Annotated in this window: 17 protein-coding genes; 5 read left to right on the top strand and 12 right to left on the bottom strand. The window is 43.3% G+C overall.

What is annotated here, in order from left to right; genetic code table 11:
• Positions 1–6: 6 nt before the first annotated feature.
• The 4 genes from QVC79_RS02800 to QVC79_RS02785 form a co-directional block, all read right to left on the bottom strand.
• Complete coding sequence (locus QVC79_RS02800; RefSeq protein ID WP_124316645.1) at positions 7–780, bottom strand: TPM domain-containing protein; 774 nt, start codon at positions 778–780, stop codon at positions 7–9.
• Between the two features lie 58 nt (positions 781–838).
• Positions 839–1,273: a TPM domain-containing protein gene (locus QVC79_RS02795; RefSeq protein ID WP_124317869.1), complete on the bottom strand. Its 435-nt coding sequence runs from the start codon at positions 1,271–1,273 to the stop codon at positions 839–841.
• Positions 1,274–1,400: 127 nt separating this feature from the next.
• Positions 1,401–1,991, bottom strand: a complete 591-nt coding sequence (locus QVC79_RS02790; RefSeq protein ID WP_087420133.1) for a LemA family protein — start codon at positions 1,989–1,991, stop codon at positions 1,401–1,403.
• Between the two features lie 109 nt (positions 1,992–2,100).
• A complete protein-coding gene (locus QVC79_RS02785) occupies positions 2,101–3,525 on the bottom strand; it encodes an MFS transporter (RefSeq protein WP_270593899.1) in 1,425 nt (474 codons plus the stop codon).
• A 350-nt stretch (positions 3,526–3,875) separates the two neighbouring features.
• On the opposite strand from QVC79_RS02785, the gene QVC79_RS02780 reads away from it, so the two are divergent.
• A complete protein-coding gene (locus tag QVC79_RS02780) occupies positions 3,876–5,036 on the top strand; it encodes a DEAD/DEAH box helicase (protein WP_270593900.1) in 1,161 nt (386 codons plus the stop codon).
• 69 nt (positions 5,037–5,105) lie between these two features.
• Here QVC79_RS02780 and QVC79_RS02775 read toward each other — a convergent pair whose 3' ends face one another.
• The 5 genes from QVC79_RS02775 to QVC79_RS02755 form a co-directional block, all read right to left on the bottom strand.
• The gene (locus QVC79_RS02775; protein ID WP_270593901.1) at positions 5,106–6,305 is read right to left on the bottom strand and encodes an acetate/propionate family kinase; all 1,200 of its coding nucleotides are present in this window, start codon (positions 6,303–6,305) and stop codon (positions 5,106–5,108) included.
• A gap of 46 nt (positions 6,306–6,351) precedes the next feature.
• Positions 6,352–7,353 (bottom strand): phosphate acetyltransferase, encoded by a 1,002-nt coding sequence (gene pta, locus QVC79_RS02770; RefSeq protein WP_270593902.1) that lies wholly within the window; start codon positions 7,351–7,353, stop codon positions 6,352–6,354.
• A 129-nt stretch (positions 7,354–7,482) separates the two neighbouring features.
• On the bottom strand, positions 7,483–7,947 hold the full coding sequence (locus QVC79_RS02765; RefSeq protein WP_087420138.1) for an alanyl-tRNA editing protein: 465 nt from the start codon (positions 7,945–7,947) through the stop codon (positions 7,483–7,485).
• 3 nt (positions 7,948–7,950) lie between these two features.
• Positions 7,951–9,000, bottom strand: a complete 1,050-nt coding sequence (locus QVC79_RS02760; RefSeq protein WP_270593903.1) for a virulence RhuM family protein/type II toxin-antitoxin system death-on-curing family toxin — start codon at positions 8,998–9,000, stop codon at positions 7,951–7,953.
• Between the two features lie 4 nt (positions 9,001–9,004).
• A complete protein-coding gene (locus tag QVC79_RS02755; protein ID WP_270593904.1) occupies positions 9,005–9,454 on the bottom strand; it encodes a hypothetical protein in 450 nt (149 codons plus the stop codon).
• A 220-nt stretch (positions 9,455–9,674) separates the two neighbouring features.
• Here QVC79_RS02755 and fabG point away from each other — a divergent pair, with 220 nt between their 5' ends.
• Positions 9,675–10,421, top strand: coding sequence for a 3-oxoacyl-[acyl-carrier-protein] reductase (gene fabG / locus QVC79_RS02750; protein WP_087420141.1), 747 nt, complete (start codon positions 9,675–9,677; stop codon positions 10,419–10,421).
• 60 nt (positions 10,422–10,481) lie between these two features.
• On the opposite strand, the gene QVC79_RS02745 is transcribed toward fabG, so the two are convergent.
• Together QVC79_RS02745 and QVC79_RS02740 are read right to left on the bottom strand one after the other, a co-directional pair.
• On the bottom strand, positions 10,482–12,107 hold the full coding sequence (locus QVC79_RS02745) for a sensor histidine kinase (protein WP_270593905.1): 1,626 nt from the start codon (positions 12,105–12,107) through the stop codon (positions 10,482–10,484).
• Positions 12,104–13,018 carry a helix-turn-helix domain-containing protein gene (locus tag QVC79_RS02740; RefSeq protein ID WP_270593906.1) on the bottom strand — a complete coding sequence of 305 codons (915 nt, stop codon included), beginning with the start codon at positions 13,016–13,018 and terminating at the stop codon, positions 12,104–12,106. Before QVC79_RS02740 ends, QVC79_RS02745 begins: the two co-directional genes overlap by 4 nt.
• A gap of 276 nt (positions 13,019–13,294) precedes the next feature.
• Between QVC79_RS02740 and QVC79_RS02735 the strand changes: the two genes are divergently transcribed.
• The 3 genes from QVC79_RS02735 to QVC79_RS02725 all read left to right on the top strand — a co-directional run bounded on the left by QVC79_RS02735 (position 13,295) and on the right by QVC79_RS02725 (position 18,746).
• A complete protein-coding gene (locus QVC79_RS02735) occupies positions 13,295–14,278 on the top strand; it encodes a DUF6340 family protein (protein WP_270593907.1) in 984 nt (327 codons plus the stop codon).
• 13 nt (positions 14,279–14,291) lie between these two features.
• The gene (locus QVC79_RS02730; RefSeq protein ID WP_087420145.1) at positions 14,292–15,449 is read left to right on the top strand and encodes an iron-containing alcohol dehydrogenase; all 1,158 of its coding nucleotides are present in this window, start codon (positions 14,292–14,294) and stop codon (positions 15,447–15,449) included.
• A 111-nt stretch (positions 15,450–15,560) separates the two neighbouring features.
• Positions 15,561–18,746, top strand: a complete 3,186-nt coding sequence (locus QVC79_RS02725) for a UvrD-helicase domain-containing protein (RefSeq protein WP_270593908.1) — start codon at positions 15,561–15,563, stop codon at positions 18,744–18,746.
• A 60-nt stretch (positions 18,747–18,806) separates the two neighbouring features.
• Here the strand turns inward: QVC79_RS02725 and QVC79_RS02720 are convergent, their stop codons facing one another.
• Positions 18,807–20,195, bottom strand: a complete 1,389-nt coding sequence (locus tag QVC79_RS02720) for a DUF5723 family protein (RefSeq protein ID WP_270593909.1) — start codon at positions 20,193–20,195, stop codon at positions 18,807–18,809.
• Between the last annotated feature and the right edge of the window lie 250 nt (positions 20,196–20,445).

Below are 20,445 nucleotides of genomic sequence, written 5' to 3'. Positions count from 1 at the left end.
TGACCGTTACCAGCTACCACTGGAACCACCGCCACCGAATGAACCACCGCCGAATCCACCAAATGACCCGCCACCGCTGCTGAATCCACCGAATCCGCCGCTACTGCCACCGCCCATGGGGAAGATGAAGAACCCGCCGCGACCGGAGGTGTGACCGGGTGAGTAACCTCCGCCGCCCCGTTTTCGGAATATGAGTGACAGGATGATCACGAAAACAATGAACCCGATCACGATGTCAAAAGGACTGCCTTCGTTCTTTTTCTTGTACTCGTCCGCGGTGTATTCTCCTTTTGATAAGTCGATTAGCACGTCAGTGGCTTTGTCAATACCTTTGTAGTAGTTGTCAGCTTGGAAAGCGGGAATGATTTCATTACGGATGATGCGGGAGGCAGTCACGTCCGGAACGACACCTTCCAACCCGTAACCGACGGAAATGGCCACTTCTCCTTTTTCTCTTCCGGATTTGGGTTTAATCAGAATGACGATACCGTTGTCTTTTCCCTTTTGTCCGATACCCCATTTTTCCCCGAGACGGGCAGCATAGTCGTTGATGTCGTACCCGTTGAGTGAAGGTACGGTGACCACGGCGATTTGGGTGGAGGAGTTATTATTGAAGTTTACCAGTTTCTTTTCCAGCGCAGCTCGTTCTTGGGTGCTGAATAATCCCGTGAAGTCATTCACGATGCGTTTCGGGGTCATGGGTTCCGGAATATCCTGAGCATGAACGGAGAGCAGGGTTCCCGCGATGACGGTGAATAATATGAGGAGTTTTTTTATCATTTTGCTATATATTACAAATTAGAAGTTCAGGTTGTTCGTGTAAACCTGTGATGTTCCTTTACTGAAAGGAGATTTCGTCGGGAAGTTCATTCACGTCATCGGTTTGATAGGGGAAGTATACTTTCAATTGTTCACCGGCGGTGATGACGGCTTCGCAGATGCCTTCCGTGATCTTGCCTTCCTTGAATTTTGCAACCATGTTTTTCATGATTGAATCCCAGAAGTCCGCGGGTACTTTGGCATTAATCCCGGCATCTCCAAGGATCGCGGATTTGTGGTCGAGTAAGGCCACGTAGATCAGTACACCGTTTCTTTGCGCCGTTTTGTGCATGTTTAAGTGGGCAAAAACGTCGGCAGCCCGGTCAAGTACGTCTATTTTACTACGGTTTTCGATATGTACCCGGATTTCCCCGGACGTGTCTTTTTCCGCTTGCTTGATAGCGGCTACCATGGCATCTTTTTGTTGTTGGGTAAAAGCTTTTTCGGGAGACATAAGCTGATGATTTTAGATTTTAAATTTTAGATTCCAGTCGCACGAGGCCAACGCTTTTTGATTTTTATCTTTTCAACTACCCCCTCTAACTCCCCCTTACACAGGGGGAGTTAGAGGGGGTAGTTGTTTAAAATTTAACTTCCGGAGCTTTTTCTGCACCGGCGGCAGCCTCAAAGTAAGGTTTCGGGAGGAAACCGAACATCCCGGCGATGATGTTTTTTGGGAATGAACGAATGTAGGCGTTATAACCTTTCACTTCCTCGTTGAATTTGCGTCTTTCAACGGCAATTCGGTTTTCTGTTCCTTCCAGTTGGGCTTGCAAGTCACGGAAGTTCTCGTTGGCTTTCAAGTCCGGGTATTGCTCGGAGATCGCCATCAAACGGGAGAGGGCAGAGGAAAGTTCGCCTTGCATATTATTGAATTTCTGGATGGTTTGCTCGTCCAGTTGATCAAAGTTTACCCGCATTTGCGTGGCTTTTGCACGGGCCTCCACGACTTGGGTCAACGTGTTCTGTTCATGCTCCGCGTAGCCTTTCACCGTGTTCACGAGGTTCGGGATTAGGTCCAGACGACGTTGGTATTGATTTTCCACGTTCGACCATTGGGAGGATACGTTCTCACTCCGGGTTACCATCTGATTGTAACTTCCTTTGAACCACATGAAGATTCCAATCACGATGACGATAATTACTCCTATTACAATATAACTCTTTTTCATGTTTTGCTTTTATTTTAGTGTTACGAGTACAAATATAATGCTTTATTGATTGTCCGCTGCAGAATGAGGATGTTAAGATTTAAGATTTTAAACTTTTATCCTTTAGTTTTTATCTTTTAGTTTTATTTATCACCCGGTCGTAAATGTAGAGCAACAAGGTAGTGCCTAGCCCGATAGCCAGTATTACCATCCATATGTTGGAGGGGGAATACTCGTTCCATAGTAGGTTGGTTAACTCGTGAGGGGTGAGGTTGACTTGTTGGGCTACATGCTCGAAATAGGCGTTATTTGACAAACCGTCCGGTAAATGGAGGCCTTTTTCGGCAACAAACTGACGAGTGATCATCACTTTATCCGCCATATTTTGATAAACTACACCGGAGATAATTCCGGCAAAAACGTTACCAATGAAGACGGGGATAAAGGAGTACCCCATGTAGAGAGCCTTTTTGTCGTGTGGGGCAATCCGGCCGATATATTCCGTGATTTTCGGGGATCCGGCCATTTCTCCCAGCGAGAAGATCAGTATCGCCACAAGCGTGAACAGCACGTTTTGTGAGAATAGGGTGAGGGCCATTCCGATGGAGCAGACAAGGAATCCCGAAATCATGGATTTAAGGGGTTTCATGCGCATCACGACACTTGACACGATAATCTGGAAAATAATAATGTAGAGGGCATCGAAGTTCGTCACGAATTCAGCATCCATAACTCCCGGAGCCGGACTGTAGTTGGTGCTGATGAAAGGGATATACTTTTCAAAGAAATGGTACAACACGCTCGTGTCTATCCATTGCGAGATAAAGACGGGTAGGGTGAAGAAGAGTTGGTTGTACATGGTCCAGAATCCGGCCACGATGAGCAGGAATACCACGAATTTCAAGTCTTTCACAATACTGAACATATTCCGGAATATATCCCCGAAGGTGCGAGTGAGAGAAGTCTGTTGCACGACTCCCCGGTGGGGTTCCTTGTAAAAAAGAAGTAGCACGAAGTTCAGTGCGATAATACCAGCCGATACATAGAACACGAGGTTGGACGATCCTTTGAACAAAAGGGTGACCATCGGTCCGAAGAAAGCGCCGATGTTAACCATCATGTAGTAGATGCCAAATCCGATGGAAGCTGTTTCATCCGTTGTGGTCTTGGCTATTGTGGCCGAGATGATCGGTTTGAACAGGGCGGCACCCAGAGCCAAGTAAAGGTACATGAGGAATACTCCCGTGAACGTGGAGAACATGGGTAGGAAGATGAAGGCGGACGTGTAGATCACGAAAGCGAGGGCCAGTACTTTTTTGTAACCGTAGCGGTCAGCTATGGCCCCGGTCAAGACGGGCAGGAAGTAGAGTATTCCCGTTCCCACACCCATCAAGATTCCTTTTTGACTTTGCGTGAATTCCAGACCACCCATGTCGGATGATCCCGTGAGGTAATTGGCAAAAAGCATGAAGAAACCATACCATGCCCAGCGTTCAAATAATTCAATAGTATTAGCCACCCAAAAGGTGCGGGGAAATTTACGAAACACGCCCATCTTTTACGTTTTTAGTGATTGATTGGCAAATATAACGAATTCGACAGATGAAAGGAAGTAAACGTTCTTTTTTCTGAGAAATAAGCTATTGAGATAAGGGTTTTTGCAATTATTCCAAGAAATATGGTGTAAACTGAATTATATTAACTATCTTTGTGCCGTGAAACATTGTGAGTTCATTTTGATCTTTATCTTCTTTGTATTTTCCGGACATATTCCGTTCGGCTCTTTCCATCGTTGAATTGACCTTTGTAAGCTTTCTTTGTTCAGACAGTTTCTTTGCCCGAGTAGGTTTATATGTACGAACCGAAAATGGCTGGAGGCAATTTTAAACGTAACAATTATTTATTATGACATTTAGAGAATTAGAAATTGCAGAGCCTATTTTAAAGGCTATCTGTGAAAAAGGATATGAAAAGCCCACCCCGATACAAGAGAAGGGTATACCTGTGGCTCTTAGTGGTGGCGATATGCTAGGAATTGCCCAGACCGGAACCGGTAAGACAGCGACGTTCGCTATACCGATCCTGCAACATTTACTGGCTGATCGTTCGGAGGAAAAAAGTTCGGAAACACGAGGCAATAAAGGACGTCTCGTGAAAAGACGGGCAATTAAGGCTTTAATCTTAACGCCAACCCGTGAATTGGCTATCCAGATCGGAGAGAATATCACGGATTACGGGAAGTACACGGGGATTAGGCACGCAATTATATTCGGCGGAGTGAAACAAGGACCGCAGACGGATCTGTTGCAGGCAGGAGTAGATATTCTTGTTGCCACACCGGGACGTTTGCTCGATTTGATCCGGCAGGGATACGTGAATCTTTCATCAATTACGCATTTTGTTCTGGATGAGGCTGACAGGATGCTGGATATGGGATTTATTGCGGATATACGACGTTTGTTACCCATGCTGCCGACAAAGCGGCAGACGCTGTTTTTCTCGGCAACGATGCCTAAGGATATAGTGAATTTGTCGAGAAGTATTCTTTCAAACCCGACGAGGGTGGAGGTAACCCCGGTTTCTTCTGCCGTTGACACGGTGGAACAATGTGTCTATTTCGTGGAGAAACCGGAAAAGAAGAAACTTCTTGTTTCCTTGTTGAAACAAGAGAAAAAGTCGGTGCTTGTTTTTTCACGTACCAAGCATGGGGCAGATAATATATCACGCTTGTTGAAGAAGTCCGGCATCAAGAGTGAGGCGATTCACGGGGATAAATCACAAGGACAACGCCAGCGAGCTCTGTCGAACTTTAAGGCAGGAGCTATCCGGGTGATGGTAGCCACTGACATTGCAGCTCGAGGAATTGATATTCAGGAGTTGGAGATTGTCATAAATTATGATCTGCCTGATGTGGCTGAAACATACGTACATCGTATCGGGCGCACCGGGCGTGCGGGACATTTCGGTACAGCGGTGACGTTCTGTTCGGAAGAGGAACAGTCTAAAATTCGGGAAATCCAAGTTCTAACTGGCAAGAAAATCAATCGGTTGTCTTTTCAAGCATGATGACTGAACGTATATAAAAAAGAACGATCTGTGATGCAGATCGTTCTTTTTTTATATAGAAATAATAGCTTATTTCACTAGATTCATGGTGTCCGTTGCGATAACCAATTCTTCGTCCGTGGTGATGCTCATCACGATTACTTTGGAATCGGCGGTAGACAGTACTTTGTCTTGTCCGCGAACGCCTTTATTGGCGGCAACATCAAAGTGAATACCCATGTATTCCATGTTGGTACATACTTGTTCACGTACTTCACTGTCATTTTCCCCGATACCCCCGGTGAAGACGATCAAATCCGCTCCGTTTAGGGCGGCAGCATAGCTACCCACGTATTTCTTCACATCATAAGCAAGAATATCAAGGGCGAGGCGAGCCTTGTCGTTTCCGGATTCAGCTGCAGCCTGTAAGTCACGACAATCGGAAGAAACTTCAGATACTCCTTGCAATCCTGATTTCTTATTTACTAGGTCGTTTGCCTGTGCTGCGTTTAAACCTTCTTTCTCGCAGATATACAATAATGCTCCCAAGTCAAGGTCTCCCGTACGGGTTCCCATGATCACACCAGCATTGGGAGTGAAACCCATGGAGGTGTCAACGGATTTACCTTTGTTGATGGCGGTTATGGATGAACCATTACCCAAGTGGCAAGTGATGATTTTTTTCTCCTCAATATTCCATCCCAGTATTTTACATGCTTTTTCAGCCACGAACTTGTGAGAGGTTCCGTGGAATCCGTAACGACGGATACGATAATCCTCGTAGTATTTGTATGGGAGCCCGTAGATATATGCTTCTTTCGGAAGAGTTTGGTGGAATGACGTGTCGAATACTGCTACTTGTGGTACGCCCGGTAACAGTTTCTCCATGGTCTCGATTCCTTTCAAGTTTGCGGGGTTATGAAGTGGGGCTAACTCGCAGCAAGCGGCGATCTTTTTCTTGGCATCCTCGTCAACACGGGCGCTCTTAGCAAAGAATTCACCTCCATGAGCTACGCGGTGTCCCACGGCATTAATGTCCGTCAAGGCCTTGATTACCCCATGTTTCGGGTCAACCAGAGCTTTCAAGATCAGATCGATCCCGGCTGTATGGTCCGCGATAGGTTCTTCTACCACGTATTTATCTTTTCCTTCCGGTTTGTGAGTGAAACTTCCCACGGGTAAACCGATCTTTTCCACCAATCCTTTAGCGAGTAACGTCGGTTCTCCTGCCATGTCAAGCAATTGATATTTAATAGAGGAGCTACCGCAGTTTAAAACTAATACGTTCATTATAATTTAATTTGAAAATGGTAATACTTGTTGAGTCTATAAAAGTCTATTTTGCCGTTGCCTGATTTACCGTGATGGCAACAAGGTTCACGATGTCACTTACGGAACAACCTCTTGACAGGTCGTTAATCGGGGCTGCCATTCCTTGGAGGACGGGACCCACCGCTTCAATTCCGGCAATACGTTGCACGAGTTTATAGCTGATGTTTCCAACTTCAAGACTCGGGAATATCAACACGTTAGCTTTACCGGCCACGGGACTGCCCGGGGCTTTGCTGGCACCTACCGATGCCACGAGGGCTGCGTCAGCTTGCATTTCACCGTCGATCATCACGTCGGGAGCCATTTGTTTGGCGAGTTCCGTTGCTTTCACTACTTTGTCAACCAGTTCGTTTTTAGCTGATCCTTTGGTGGAGAAACTTAACATGGCAACTCTCGGTTCGATTTTAGCGATAGCTCTGGCTGTTCCGGCAGTAGCCACTGCGATCTGGGCCAATTCTTCCGCGGTCGGATTAGGCAGTACGGCACAGTCGGCACATACGATTAGGCCGTTTTCTCCATATTCCGGTTTGTTGGTTAATAACAAGAATGCTCCTGATACAACAGACATACCCGGTAAGGTTTTCACGATCTGTAACGCGGGACGTAACACGTCTCCGGTAGCATTTTTTGCTCCGGCAACTTCACCATCGGCATCCCCGCTCTTGATCATCAAAGTGGCAAGGTATAGCGGGTCAAGAACGAGTTTCAAAGCTTGTTCTTTTGTCATACCTTTACTCTTGCGAAGTTCAACCAAAAGGTCTGCATACGCTTCTTTCTTCTCGTGATTTTCGGGATCGATGATTGTGGCTTTACCGATGTTTTTCAACTCGAATTTCTCGGCCAACGCTTTAATTTCAGCCGGATTACCGATCAAGATGATTTGAGCAATACCTTCACCTATCAAGATGTCGGCTGCTTTCAACGTACGTTCTTCTGTTCCTTCCGGAAGTACAATCCGTTTGTTGCACTTCTTCGCATTTTCTTTGATTTGTTCAAGGAGATTCATGATATTTTTATTTTAAATATATAGTTACTCGCAATCGTTAGCGCGAAAGTAGAAATAAATAATCAATTTGTAATGCAGACATTACAAAAAAGTTCATTTTCGGGGAAAAGTTTATTATTTACTCTTATTTCATTTTCCGAGTTTGAAACGAATACGCAATACTCCATCATTGAAATCGAACGAGATGATGCGGAACGTGCCGATCTCGGCCGTGTTGGTGACATGAAGTCCGATGCAGGCGCATTGATCGTAATCCCCGATACGGATTACCCGCACGGTCTTTATACCCGGTTCAGGAAGGCGGGTAAGGTTGATGCCTGCCGGCACCTGATCGATCGGGTAGAAAATTTCTTCCACGTTGATGTTTTGTTGTATAATGTCGTTTACCGCTTGCTCCACGGTGGCAATGTCTTCGGCAGAAGGTGCCGTTTTGAAGTGGTAATCACATTTGGATTTCTTTTTCTCTATATGGGCGGAGAAAGAACGTTCACAATGGAAGTATTTGACCATCTGAGAATTTAGTAGGTGTTCCGCCGTGTGCATAGGTGGATATTCTTGTTTGTTGTGTTCGTTGAGTTGAATTTCTTGTTCCATATATTAGTTATTTTGATTGATTAAATTTACGACGACTTTGACCATACTATCTTTTTCTTCCGTGTGGCTTTCTGCTATCATCAGTGTAAGAGCTACTAGGGTATTATCCGCAATCCTTTTTTCTCCATTGGATCGATACAAGATTCCATTATTTTCCATGAACCAAAGGAATAACATGGCAGCGATCCGTTTATTCCCGTCGCTGAAGGAATGATTTTTTGTTACAAGATAGAGTAACATTGCAGCTTTTTCTTCTACGCTTGGATATAGTTCAATGCCATCGAAAGTTTGATAAATGGTTGAAATTGAACTTTTGAATGACTGGTCTTTTTCATGTGCAAATAAGTTACTTTCACCGAATTTACCTTTTAAAAGTTGAATGGCTTCCATTGCATTTTCATAGGTTGCGTGAAACTTGTCATTTTTTGTTGTTTCTTCTATTGTCAGTTGCTGATAATCATATTTATCCAACGTATCAAGGGCATAAACATAATCGGTTATGACAGCTAGTAATCCTTTAGATTGATCGGATGTTAACTGTTCTTGGTTTTTGATTGTATGACCAAGAATATGAACCATTTCTTTCAGTTCTTGATAACGTTCTAACTGTATTTTCTGATTGATAGCATATCCTTTGATTAGATAGTCCTTTAATATTTTATTTGCCCAGATACGAAATTGGGTACCGCGTTTTGAATTAACTCTGTAACCAACGGATATTATCATGTCTAGATTATAATAAGGAATATTTCTGGTTATATTCCTTTTTCCTTCCTTACGAACCTGTGCAATTTTTGCACAGGTTCGTTCTATTTCTAATTCGTGTTTTTTATAAATATTGTTTATATGACGTACAATGGAGGTTCGGTCCGTTTGGAACAATTCACTCATCTGTATTTGTGTCAACCACACAGTTTCTTTATCCATTTTTACATCCAACCTGATTTCTCCATCTTCCGTTTGATAAATGACAATATCATTTAGAGATGTGTTAAAATCAGTCGTGTACGTTGGAGAATGTTCTTGTTTGTTGGGTTGAATCTTTTGTTTCATATTTTTATTCGTGTTTGTCAAAGATGAGTTCATATTTTCTTAATCTTCGTTTGGATTTAAATGTCCATTTTTCCGGATTCCAGTAGGAGTATTCCACGGGAATTGTATTGGCATAGATATGTTGAATCCATTTTCCCCAGAATTGAAGATCATTGTCTTCAAACCTGTAATCATCTGGTTTATAGTATTTGCCGCATAGTTCAGATCCTTCTTCCAATACTATTTTGGTGTGGGGGTAGACGACATGAGTGGTGTCGTCCAATCGAGTGTCCATGTTTTCTTCGGTTCTCCAATTCCCATATAGCCGGAGCGTGTCGTAATTCACGATGATCCGGAGCGTGTCGTCCGTATTGTTAATCACGTGATACTCGTCTTGACACCAGTAATCGCATCCTGTAAATAGAATTGCCAGTAGGGAGAAAAGTAATGTTTTTAGTCGGTTCTTGTTTTTCATGTTGTATTGTTATTGGTTGCGTGTAATATAAAATGCCTGAGGTGTATCTTGTAACTACAAGTGTAATGCTTTTTAGGAGAATAAACAATCGAAGTGAAAATAATTTCTTGGTTTGAATTAAATCACTAACTTTGTCGCTTGATCGGGTGGGATTTTCCCGCCGCGGGATCACTTGACAAGTGGTTCCGGTTTAAATTTAGGTTTAAATAAAACTGTAATTATGAAGTTATTAGAAGGAAAGACCGCCATTATCACGGGGGCATCAAGAGGAATCGGAAAGGCTGTGGCATTGGAATTTGCCCGTCAAGGAGCGAACATCGCTTTCACCGATTTAAGATATGATGAAATAGCTCAGGAAACCGAAAAAGAAATTGCCGCTTTGGGTGTGAAAGCTAAAATGTTTGCTTCCAATGCTGCTGATTTCGCGGCTACGAATGCTACCGTGGATGAGATTGTTAAAGAATTCGGACGTGTAGATATACTTGTAAATAATGCTGGTATCACGAAAGACACCTTGTTAATGCGTATGAGTGAAGAACAATGGGATGCCGTGATCAACGTGAATTTGAAATCTGTGTTTAATTTCACGAAAGCCGTGTCTGCCGTTATGTTACGTCAGAAATCGGGTTCCATTATCAGCATGAGTTCCGTGGTAGGAGTGAGTGGTAATGCCGGACAAGCAAACTATGCTGCATCTAAAGCCGGGATTATCGGATTCACGAAGAGCGTGGCCAAAGAACTTGGCTCTCGTAATATTCGTGCTAACGCTGTTGCTCCGGGATTTATCATTACCGATATGACCGCGCAATTGTCTGAGGACGTGCGTAAGGAGTGGGCTGCTAAAATTCCATTGAAGAGAGGCGGTACTCCGGAAGATATTGCAAAGGTATGCGTATTCTTGGCTTCTGATTTGTCTGCTTACGTGACAGGTCAGACAATCCACGTTTGTGGGGGAATGAATATGTAAGATCCGCTTAAAAGTTTGGTTATAATTGTCGCAGATGCGAGACGATAGGGGTATTGAAATTCAATACCCCATTTTTTTTACCGGATGTTGAATTGTGAAACAGGAGCCTTCTCCAACTTTGGAGGTTACCGTGATTGTCCCTTTTAGATGCTCTATGATTGTATGGCTGATTGCTAAGCCTAGTCCTGTTCCTTGAACAAAATTGTCACCCTTGTAGAAACGTTCGAAAATACGGTTTATCTTATCTTCGTCAATTCCGCTACCTGTGTCTTTCACGAAAATGGAAACCTGATCGTTATTCTGCCTGTAACCAAGTGTGACTGCTCCTTTGGAGGTGAACTTGATAGCATTGTTGATCAAGTTGTTAATGACTTGTTTTAAGCGTAGGGGATCGGTCGTGATGATCGTGTCGGTTGCAGGAAGGTCCAAAAGTAATTCTACCTCTTGCGGGACATTTATTTGTTGGGCTCGTAGGATATTTTGTAATAAAGGCGTAAGCGGTTGTTCTGTTATGTTGAAAACCATCGTGTTGGATTCTATTTTTGAGAGATCGAGTATGTCGGATATAAGTGCTAGTAGCTGTTCGCAATTCAGGTATATCAATGATAAAAATTCTTTGATCTCCTCTTTCTGGAAAGACATATCTCCATCAACCAGTAAATTGGAAAAGCCGACAATGGCATTTAACGGTGTCCGTATTTCATGGCTCATGTTGGCAAGGAATGCACTTTTAAGTTTATCGCTTTGTTGTGCTTTGTCACGGGCTTTGGTTAATTCTTCTTCAATTTTCTTGTGTTCCTGTGTACTCATGCAGACACCAACGAGCCGGAAAGGAGTTTGTGTTCCTTGACCGAGATAAGTGGATTGGGCCTCGAACCATTCCCATTGTCCGTCGCCTCGCCGAAGACGGTAGCTCACGGGGGTCTCGATTAAACTTCCATGAACAGTGAGCGTAAGAGCCGTGATTACCCCTTCAATATCATTGGGATGCACCATTTGGGCAAATTGTTCGTTTGTTAGCGTGCAATCCCCGGCAGGAATTCCAAGGTATTCGAAATAACGGGGATCAATAATCATCAGATTACATTTTATATCGTATGACCAAGGAAATATTTTCGTGCGGTGTAGGGCCATGTTCAACACGTATTCTTGGGTAAGTTCGGTCACGACGTTTCGGAACGTGAATATGATATAATTTGAATCTTCTTCTCCGGTAACATTTTTGAAATAGCCTTTCACCAGAAAAGAGATGGCATTGGTTGCCCCGTGGATGAACGTGTCAGGTGGGAGTGTAACTTCCTGCTCGTCTTTTTGTAGGAGACTCAAAAGTTTATCCAGAATATTGAGGTTCTCGTGGAAAATTGAAAATACTTCCCGAATGTTTTTATCCCTTATGTCTTGTTTTTGTACTCCGAGTTCGGTAGCGGCCTGACGATTTACCTGTTTGATTGTCCCATTCGGGGTTAATAGAATAAATCCCGCCGGTACGGAATCAAGAAGTTCTCGAGCGAACTTTTGTTGCGTGTCTAATTGCTTCTCCTTTACCAGTCTTTCGTATTTTCGCTTTCGTGCTATCAAGTAGAAAATGAGGGTAAGAATGACGATAGCGGCCAATAGAATAATGTTTAATGTTATACTATATTGAATAGATGCGTCGCCAGTGAATAAATTTATCTGGTCAATCATGATATTTTGTGTGTTGTGTTGTTTAATTGATTGTTCCTGTATTCCCGAGGGGACATCTTCATGATACGTTTGAAGAATTTCGTGAAGGTGGATGGAGAAGGGAAATTCAGGCTATAACTGATTTCCTGTATGGTCTTGGTACTTGAAACAAGTAGGGATTTTGCCAGCGTGATCACGTAATCGTCAATCCATTCCCCCGCAAATTTTCCGCTAGCGGCATGAATGACGGATGATAGGTATTTAGGGGTTAGACATAATTTGTTTGCATAGAAAATAATGTCTCGTTCTTTGAGGTGATATTCTTCGACGAGCGTGATGAATCGGTTGAATATGCTATTGGGGTGTGATAACTCAAAATCTTTATCTTGCATATGACGATAAACGAAATTGTAAAGATCATAAAATAAAGCATGTGCTAGTTTATGTACGGCTAGTTCAGAAAAATGAGGATTCAGTTTATCTGTTTTCCTAGATAATAGTGAATAATATGATTCCAATAGTTTAATTTCACCCTCTTTAAGTCCAACAACCGGATGGAATTGCATTTTAAATCGCAAGGGAATCATTTCTTGGCATTTCTCTTTGAAGTAGTCTGACGAGATGAAAATAATCTTTGTCTCGTAATCCGGTGTTGTATGAATCGGTTTGATGACTTGCTTGGGAAGCACGACAATCAAGTGGTTCTTTTTGATATGATAGTTTTGAGTATTGATCATGATTTCCGCTTCTCCCCGGGTACAAAGCGAGAAAGAACAGGTTTCTGTCACGATGAACCCCTGTCTACTGATTTCTTCTCCAATGAATGCTTTTTCATGGGTCACATGGTTATAAATGATTAGACTTTCCGAGGTATAATCCGGGGGTACCCGCCGGGCGAGTTCCTTGATATTGATAGTCGCAGATTCTTTCATTTTTCCATCTAAATAGTTAAGCAAAGGAATGAATAATCTACTACATATCCAACGGTGTTCCGACGTTTAGTTTATTTATACCGTCCTAAAGGAAACTAATAATTTATTGACAATTCGCACGCTTTATCCGGGAAGTTGTTTTTTCTCGATGACCGTTTGGTTATTTCCCGGAATATTTCTACTTTTAAAACATCGTATTTGAATGGTTGCCGAAAAGTCAGGCCGTGATTGTGGCTCACTTTTTGTAAACTCAAAATAAAACAAACAAGTAATTTCATGGAAAGGCGTGTAAAATATAAGATGAAGGCCGGGCTAAAGATAGTCGGGGCATTTTTATTTGTGGGCTTATTAGCCTCATGTAGTAGTTACAAAGTGCTGAATATAGACGTGTTGCATCCGGGAGAGCTGAATATCGGAAACAAGAATGCACAAATTTTGTTTATCGACCGGAAATTGGTGCATGAGTCGGATTCTCTCTCTGCGTACCAGTTGTTTGCTAGTTTGCGGTTACGGCGGGACGAGGTTGTCAATCATTTCTATAATGGGGTGCGTGATGGGTTACGTAACGGGGTACAACCTATCTTACTGGTTAAAGGGTTGGGATTGAACACGGGATATATTCCGGACGGGTATACTCCTGCACCGATTTCCCCGGCAGGTATTGCCGCATTGGAAAAGATTTCCGGACAAACATACGTTCTCTCGGTGGAATATTGTGAGTTCGGGTTGGATGGTGCGAGTCGGTTGATGCTTGATACCAATCTTTTCGTGCGTTTATATGACCCGGATGGTGTTGTGGTGGATTCCGCAACTACTCATAAATTGGATGATGTGGACGAGACGCTGTTCGAGGGAAATAATTATGATATAATATGTAATTTTTTCTACAATAACGGGGTGAAGTACGCGGAACGTTTGACGCCGACATGGAAACCCGAACAACGTAGGATTTACACGAATAACCGTCTGTTGAATCTCGGTTACTATCATTTTGAGAACGAGAATGATGAAGAGGCTCAGCGGATATGGAATGCGGCCTTGAACCTGAAGCCCAGAGTAGCGGCTCGTGCTGCGGTGAACTTGGCATGGTTCTATGAAAAAGATGGTAACTTCTCGTCAGCGAAAGCTTTATTGGAGGCGGCTTTGAAAACATTACAAGCAAATAACATCAATGACAATTTGTCCGTATATATTACGGATTACATAAAGCGTTTAGAGAAACGTATCAAGGATGAAACCAAAATTATGGAACAGTTATAAACGATTTTAAAGCATGAGAAATTTCGATTATTACAATCCCGTGAAAATTCTTTTCGGGAAAGGAAAAATTGCCGAGATCGCAAAATGGATTCCGAAAGGGATGAAAGTTATGATGACCTACGGTGGTGGAAGCATCAAGAAAAACGGTGTCTACGAACAAGTGATGGATGCGTTGCAAGGGTTTGATATTGTAGAGTTCGGGGGTATCGAGCCGAACCCGAAATACGAGACTTTGATGCGGGCCGTGGAATTGGCAAAACAGGAAAACGTGGGATTTCTTCTAGCTGTAGGAGGAGGTTCCGTGATTGACGGGACGAAATTTATTGCTGCTGCAACTTGTTTCGAGGGGAATGAACCTTGGGACATCGTGGCAAAGGGCGCACGGGTGAACGCGGCACTTCCGTTGGGAGCCGTACTGACCCTTCCGGCTACAGGATCGGAAATGAATAGTGGCGGTGTGATCACTCGCCAGTCCACTTTGGAAAAATTGGCGTTTAATTCTCGCCACGTGTTCCCGAAATTCTCTGTACTGGACCCGATGGTGACTTATTCATTGCCCATGAAACAAGTGGCTAACGGGGTGGTTGACACTTTCGTGCATGTCATGGAACAATATTATACTTTCCCGGAACAAGCTGAGATTCAAGATCGTTTCTCTGAATCAATCTTGAAGACTTTGATTGAGTTGGGACCGAAGTTGATTCATGCCGAGAAACCGAATTATGAAGATCGGGCCAACTTCATGTGGGCAGCCACGATGGGGTTGAACGGTTTGATTGCCTGCGGGGTATCGCAAGACTGGTCAACTCACCATATCGGTCATGAATTGACCGCTTTCAACGGGTTGGATCATGGAATCACGCTGGCGATCGTTTTACCGGGAGTGATGAATGCCACGAAAATTAAACGTCGTGAGAAATTGTTGCAATATGCCGCACGTGTGTGGAATATTGACACAGATCAGCCCGATGCTGCCGATCAAGCGATTGCCCGTACGGAACAATTTTTCAATGAATTGGGCGTGAAGACCCGCCTGTCTGATTATGGCGTGGGTATCGACACGATCGACCGTATTGAAAAGCGTTTCCGTGAACGGGGGGATTTTGCCCTAGGTGGTATCGATGATGTGAACGTGGATAATGTGAGAGCGATATTAACTTCAAGACTTTAATAATTTAGAATGTAGAATGTAGAATGTAGAAATTAAAATGTATACCAAGAAAACCCTTTACCACATTCTAAATTCTACATTTTACATTCTAAATTCTAAATTTCATATTGTATGTTGCGTGTATATCGGGCCTCAGCCGGTGCAGGGAAGACGTTTGCTTTAACGATGGAATATTTCAAGATCGTTTTCAATGTTTCTTCTGAGTATAAAAATGTGCTTGCGGTGACCTTTACCAATAAGGCCACGGAAGAAATGAAATCCCGTATAGTGCGGGAATTGAACAAGCTGGCGGAAGGTCAGAAGAGTGATTACCGGGAGGAACTTAAACGGACGCTGAAATTGACAGACGATCAGGTAAGGGAACGGGCCGGAGTGTTACGTACTTTGATTCTGCACGATTACGGGCGGTTATCCGTGACGACAATTGATCGTTTTTTTCAACGGGTAATCAAAGCGTTTACCCGTGAACTGGGGATATTTCCCGGTTATAATGTCGAGTTGGATAGTGACTACGTGTTACAGCGAGCCGTGGATCAAGTGATGCAACGCATGAATAAGGATAAGGAGCTAAGGGCGTGGATTACCGAGTTGATGAGTGATAGCGTGGAGGATGCCAAATCGTGGAGCGTGAAGAGTAAGATCGCGGAGCTGGGGAAGGAGTTGTTTGGAGAGAGTTATATGCTTTTCGACAAGGATGTGAGGGACAAGTTTAACGATCGAGGATTCCTGAAAGGTTATAAGATGTTCTTGCAAGGTGTGATCTCCCGTTTCGAGGATCGCATGGAGATGTTCGGTCGGTCTGCTTGCCGGAATATCGAGGAGAATGGATTGCACGCGGAAGATTTTAAAGGAGGGAAACGAAGTTTTATAAATTATTTTTACAAATTACGGGATAAGAGTCTGGATAAGATTCCCGATTCTGCCCGAAAAGCAATAGATAATCCGGATGAATGGGTGACCAAAAAGCATGATTCGTCGATCCGGACATTGATTGAGCATATCTACCCGGAACTGAATACGAACTTGCGGGAAAGTGTTGAGTATTATGACGAGAATTTTCGGGATTACGTGTCTGCGGTTTTGCTCTCGAAGAATCTTTACCAATTGGGGATTCTGAATGACTTGTACGGGGAGGTGAGAGATTATTGTGACGAAAAAGGGCTCATGTTACTGAGTGACACCACCCGGTTACTTAACATGCTGATTGCCGGGAATGATACTTCTTTCCTGTTCGAGAAAACAGGGAATTTCTACAAGCATATCATGATTGACGAGTTTCAAGACACCTCGACCATGCAATGGGGAAACTTCCTGCCACTTGTCGTGAACACGCTTTCCGAGGGAGGAAGGGCTATGATCGTGGGGGACGTGAAACAAAGCATCTATCGATGGCGTAACGGGGACTGGCGTTTGTTGGCGGAAGGGGTAGAGCGTGATTTGGCTACTTTCGGTACGGATAACGTGATTCTGGAGCATAATTGGCGGAGTTACAAGGAGGTGGTGGAATTCAATAACCAGTTCTTTATCCTAGCTGCACGGCAATTAAAGGAGTTGTATGACAATGAATGTGGAGAAGAGAATGTTTATTCCCGTTCGATCACCGAAGCCTATTCCCGGCCGGAGCAACTTGTGAGCCGTTCGGGAAGTGGGTACGTGGAGATCCGTTTCAGTGGGGAAAAACAAGAAGAGGGGAGTGATGCGGAGATCATGGACTCTGTCGTGGATGTTGTCAATGACACGATGCACCGGGGTGGAGAACTGAAAGACTGTGTGATTCTTGTGCGTAACGGTAAGGAAGGTGCTTTCGTGGCTGATTACTTGATAGAATATAACAAGCGGGAGAATATTCCTTTTCCGATACCTTTTATATCTAATGATTCGCTATACGTTTCCTCGTCGCCTTACGTGGAATTAATTATTAACGTGCTACGTTACATGGTGGAACCGTATGATGCGGTGAATCGAACGGTGTTGCTTTATAATTACCGAACTTTTGTCAGGGGTGAAGATACTTCACGGGAAGATGTTCTTTTCAAGGCCGGTAGTACGGACGAGAGTTTTCTTGACACGATCGACTTGCCGTTTTTACGGGAGCCGGAGAAACTGACATTTAGTTCCTTGTTCGAGATCACGGAGACGATTATTGAGGCTTTCGGTTTACGGGCTAGGATGGAAGAATTGCCTTACTTGATCGCTTTCCAAGATATTCTCTTTGATTACGAGAAAAACAACACGAACAGTATTCCTATTTTCCTTGAATGGTGGGAGAAGGAAAAGGATAAAAAAGTGTTATCTACCTCGGAAGAAGTGGATGCCGTGCGAATTCTCACGATACATAAATCCAAAGGGTTGGAATTTAAAACGGTTATTATTCCTTTCTGTGCTTGGGAGCTTGATGATATCCGTCACGGGCGCCGGATATGGTGTAAGAACCGGGAGGAGGGGTTTAGGGATTTGGAGTATGCACCATTGAACTATTCCTCTAAACTGGCAGATAGTCATTTCCGGGAGGATTACCTCAGTGAACACGTGAAGGCTTATGTTGACAACTTGAATCTGCTTTACGTGGCGTTCACGCGGGCGGAACGGGAGTTGTATGTTCTGCCTTACGCACCCAAGATAACGAAAGAAGGGAAATCGTCAGATATTGGTGCTTTTCTCTTTCAAGTTTTGGAGGCAAGCGGGATGCCGGAATGGAATTCCGAGAATTCGAGCTTGATCATCGGGGAGAAACAGTTGATAGCCGGTAAGGAAAAAATAGAAGACGATGATACATTAAGTCTGGCGGAATATCCGATTTATGAATTGAACGAGCGAGTGAGTGTCCGCTATAAATATGAAGATTACACGGACCCGGAGACAACAGAGATTTCTGCCGTTGACGAGGGGAAGATGTTACATGAGATATTCCGTCGTATCGAGACGGTGGATGATGTCGATCGGGCGGTAAATGATATGTATCATTCGGGTTTACTTACCTTGGTGGAAAGGGAGGAATACCGGGAGCAGGTGGTGTCTTATTTGAATAATCCAGTCCATTCGGCATGGTTTGATGGTCGATATAAGGTTATTAATGAACGGGATATACTTTTCTGTAACTCGGGAAAAGCTCGTCCGGACCGGGTTATGGTTGATGGGAAAAAAGCCATTGTTGTGGATTATAAATTCGGTCAGAAAGAAGAAAAATCGTATATCCGGCAGGTTGGTTTTTATTGTAAAACATTACGACAGATGGGCTATACCGATGTGGCAGGTTATATTTGGTACGTTCCCTTGGGGAAAGTAGTGTCCGTGTGAGAACATAAAAAATGGGAAGTTTCAAATGCAAACTTCCCATTTTTTATATCCGGAGATTTATTATCTACGATAGTCTGATCTCTTTTTGCCAAGAGGAACACTAACACCTAAGTAGGCATTTACCCGGTTGGCGTCACCTGCTGATTTGGTCATCAAATAGTCGGAACCGATGAAAACAGGGCCTAATTTCAAGCCTATTCCCAGCGTTTCGAAGTCACTATGTAAGAAAGAGTAACTTAATGTTGCCCCAAACCAGTTTCTCGGACGGTAGTTTGCTGAAAGTGTCAATTCGGAGTAAGCTTTAGGCTGAGTGAATTGAGTAGAGGACAACAGACCGAATCCGAGCTTGTTATTCAAAAGGGTATATTCTGCACCGAGGTTCAAGGTTGAACGAAGACTGGTACTCCGGCTTTTGGTTTTCTCTTCCGTTTGGAATTGGATCAAGTCGAAGTCGAACACGTCTCCTGCCTCGTAAGTTTCATAATTATTTGGATCGAAATTAGAGAAATCACCGTAATCATGTTCGCTGTCTGTCGTGGCAATCGTGGTAGATGATTTTGTCCAACTAATGAATCCTAGGTCGAGGATGGCTGCCGATACATTAATGCAACCAAGAAAATTGTAACTTGCTCCTAAATCGATACCGAATCCATAACCGGATACTCCGGGAGAATCAAAGTCAATATCATCAATATATCCGCCATCTGAATTATACCCAAATTCTAATCCTTTCATGGAAGTTTCCAATCGTCCTTTGGTTTTTACTTTCCAAGATTGATAACTTAAAATATCTTCCGTGTTTATTTTTGCGGTGATCTGATCAATTTTAGCATCTAGGTTACCTAATCCAACTAAAACTTTCACGCGTCCCCCGACAGTCAGGTCTTTTGTTACGGGACGGGAATATCCTAATCCTATTTCAGTGAAAATATCCGCATGGAGTTCCATATCCCGGATGTCGTAATCGAGGTTGAGCCTGTCGTCTAAATCCGGATCAATATTAGCGTAACGGGCAAATTCGAACATACTCTTCGGGATGGAGGCGCTAATGATGGACCGAGCTCCCAAATTTACAGTCCAAAATCCTTTCCCGCTGTAAAAACCGAAAGAAATAATGTCCACCGTCAAGTCGATATTCATCGTGTTCTTGTTGTCCAGACGACTGATGAACTTATCGCTATTCAAAAAGTCATTCTCGTTTTCGATAATGTCGATAAAATCATCGATACTCAATTTGTTGGAAGAAGCAGATAATCCGATGGCACCGATAGCCGGAATATTAAAATATCCTCTGGCGGGTTGCAAGGCAGGGTTCATTTTAAGTCTGGCCGGAACGTTGTCCATGAAATAAGAAGTTCTAAGTCCTTGTGCAAGACCCTCAGAAATTCCCATAATAGACAAAAGTATAGCCACACAGATAACTTTCAAAAAGGTAAAACTTTTTTTCATAAATAGTGTCGTTTATAAATCTGATTTGATATTTATTACGACACAAAATTGTCATTTTATTTTAGAATAGACAAGGATTATTATTAATTATTTGTTTCATTTTAATGTAGTGAAAGCATAATTTATCATCTGATATTTGGAAATGTAAAATAGATACTCTATCTTTGCACTCGCAAAACGAAAGAAGTTCTGCTTATATTGCGGGATGGAGCAGTTGGTAGCTCGTTGGGCTCATAACCCAAAGGTCGTC

It is taken from the genome of Butyricimonas sp. (assembly GCF_019423355.1).
Taxonomy (GTDB): Bacteria; Bacteroidota; Bacteroidia; order Bacteroidales; family Marinifilaceae; genus Butyricimonas; species Butyricimonas faecihominis.
The sequence above is the reverse complement of the archived record's forward strand: the minus strand, read 5'-3'. Positions and strand labels throughout refer to the sequence as shown.

Coding starts and splice junctions, on each gene's coding strand:
- QVC79_RS02720 (WP_270593909.1), bottom strand. CDS start 20,195: ATGAAAAAAAGTTTTACCTTTTTGAAAGTTATCTGTGTGGCTATACTT.
- QVC79_RS02760 (WP_270593903.1), bottom strand. CDS start 9,000: ATGAAACAAAAGATTCAACCCAACAAACAAGAACATTCTCCAACGTAC.
- QVC79_RS02785 (WP_270593899.1), bottom strand. CDS start 3,525: ATGGGCGTGTTTCGTAAATTTCCCCGCACCTTTTGGGTGGCTAATACT.
- QVC79_RS02765 (WP_087420138.1), bottom strand. CDS start 7,947: ATGGAACAAGAAATTCAACTCAACGAACACAACAAACAAGAATATCCA.
- QVC79_RS02745 (WP_270593905.1), bottom strand. CDS start 12,107: ATGATTGACCAGATAAATTTATTCACTGGCGACGCATCTATTCAATAT.
- QVC79_RS02740 (WP_270593906.1), bottom strand. CDS start 13,018: ATGAAAGAATCTGCGACTATCAATATCAAGGAACTCGCCCGGCGGGTA.
- QVC79_RS02790 (WP_087420133.1), bottom strand. CDS start 1,991: ATGAAAAAGAGTTATATTGTAATAGGAGTAATTATCGTCATCGTGATT.
- QVC79_RS02735 (WP_270593907.1), top strand. CDS start 13,295: ATGGAAAGGCGTGTAAAATATAAGATGAAGGCCGGGCTAAAGATAGTC.
- QVC79_RS02775 (WP_270593901.1), bottom strand. CDS start 6,305: ATGAACGTATTAGTTTTAAACTGCGGTAGCTCCTCTATTAAATATCAA.
- QVC79_RS02730 (WP_087420145.1), top strand. CDS start 14,292: ATGAGAAATTTCGATTATTACAATCCCGTGAAAATTCTTTTCGGGAAA.
- QVC79_RS02780 (WP_270593900.1), top strand. CDS start 3,876: ATGACATTTAGAGAATTAGAAATTGCAGAGCCTATTTTAAAGGCTATC.
- QVC79_RS02800 (WP_124316645.1), bottom strand. CDS start 780: ATGATAAAAAAACTCCTCATATTATTCACCGTCATCGCGGGAACCCTG.
- QVC79_RS02795 (WP_124317869.1), bottom strand. CDS start 1,273: ATGTCTCCCGAAAAAGCTTTTACCCAACAACAAAAAGATGCCATGGTA.
- QVC79_RS02755 (WP_270593904.1), bottom strand. CDS start 9,454: ATGAAAAACAAGAACCGACTAAAAACATTACTTTTCTCCCTACTGGCA.
- pta (WP_270593902.1), bottom strand. CDS start 7,353: ATGAATCTCCTTGAACAAATCAAAGAAAATGCGAAGAAGTGCAACAAA.
- QVC79_RS02725 (WP_270593908.1), top strand. CDS start 15,561: ATGTTGCGTGTATATCGGGCCTCAGCCGGTGCAGGGAAGACGTTTGCT.
- fabG (WP_087420141.1), top strand. CDS start 9,675: ATGAAGTTATTAGAAGGAAAGACCGCCATTATCACGGGGGCATCAAGA.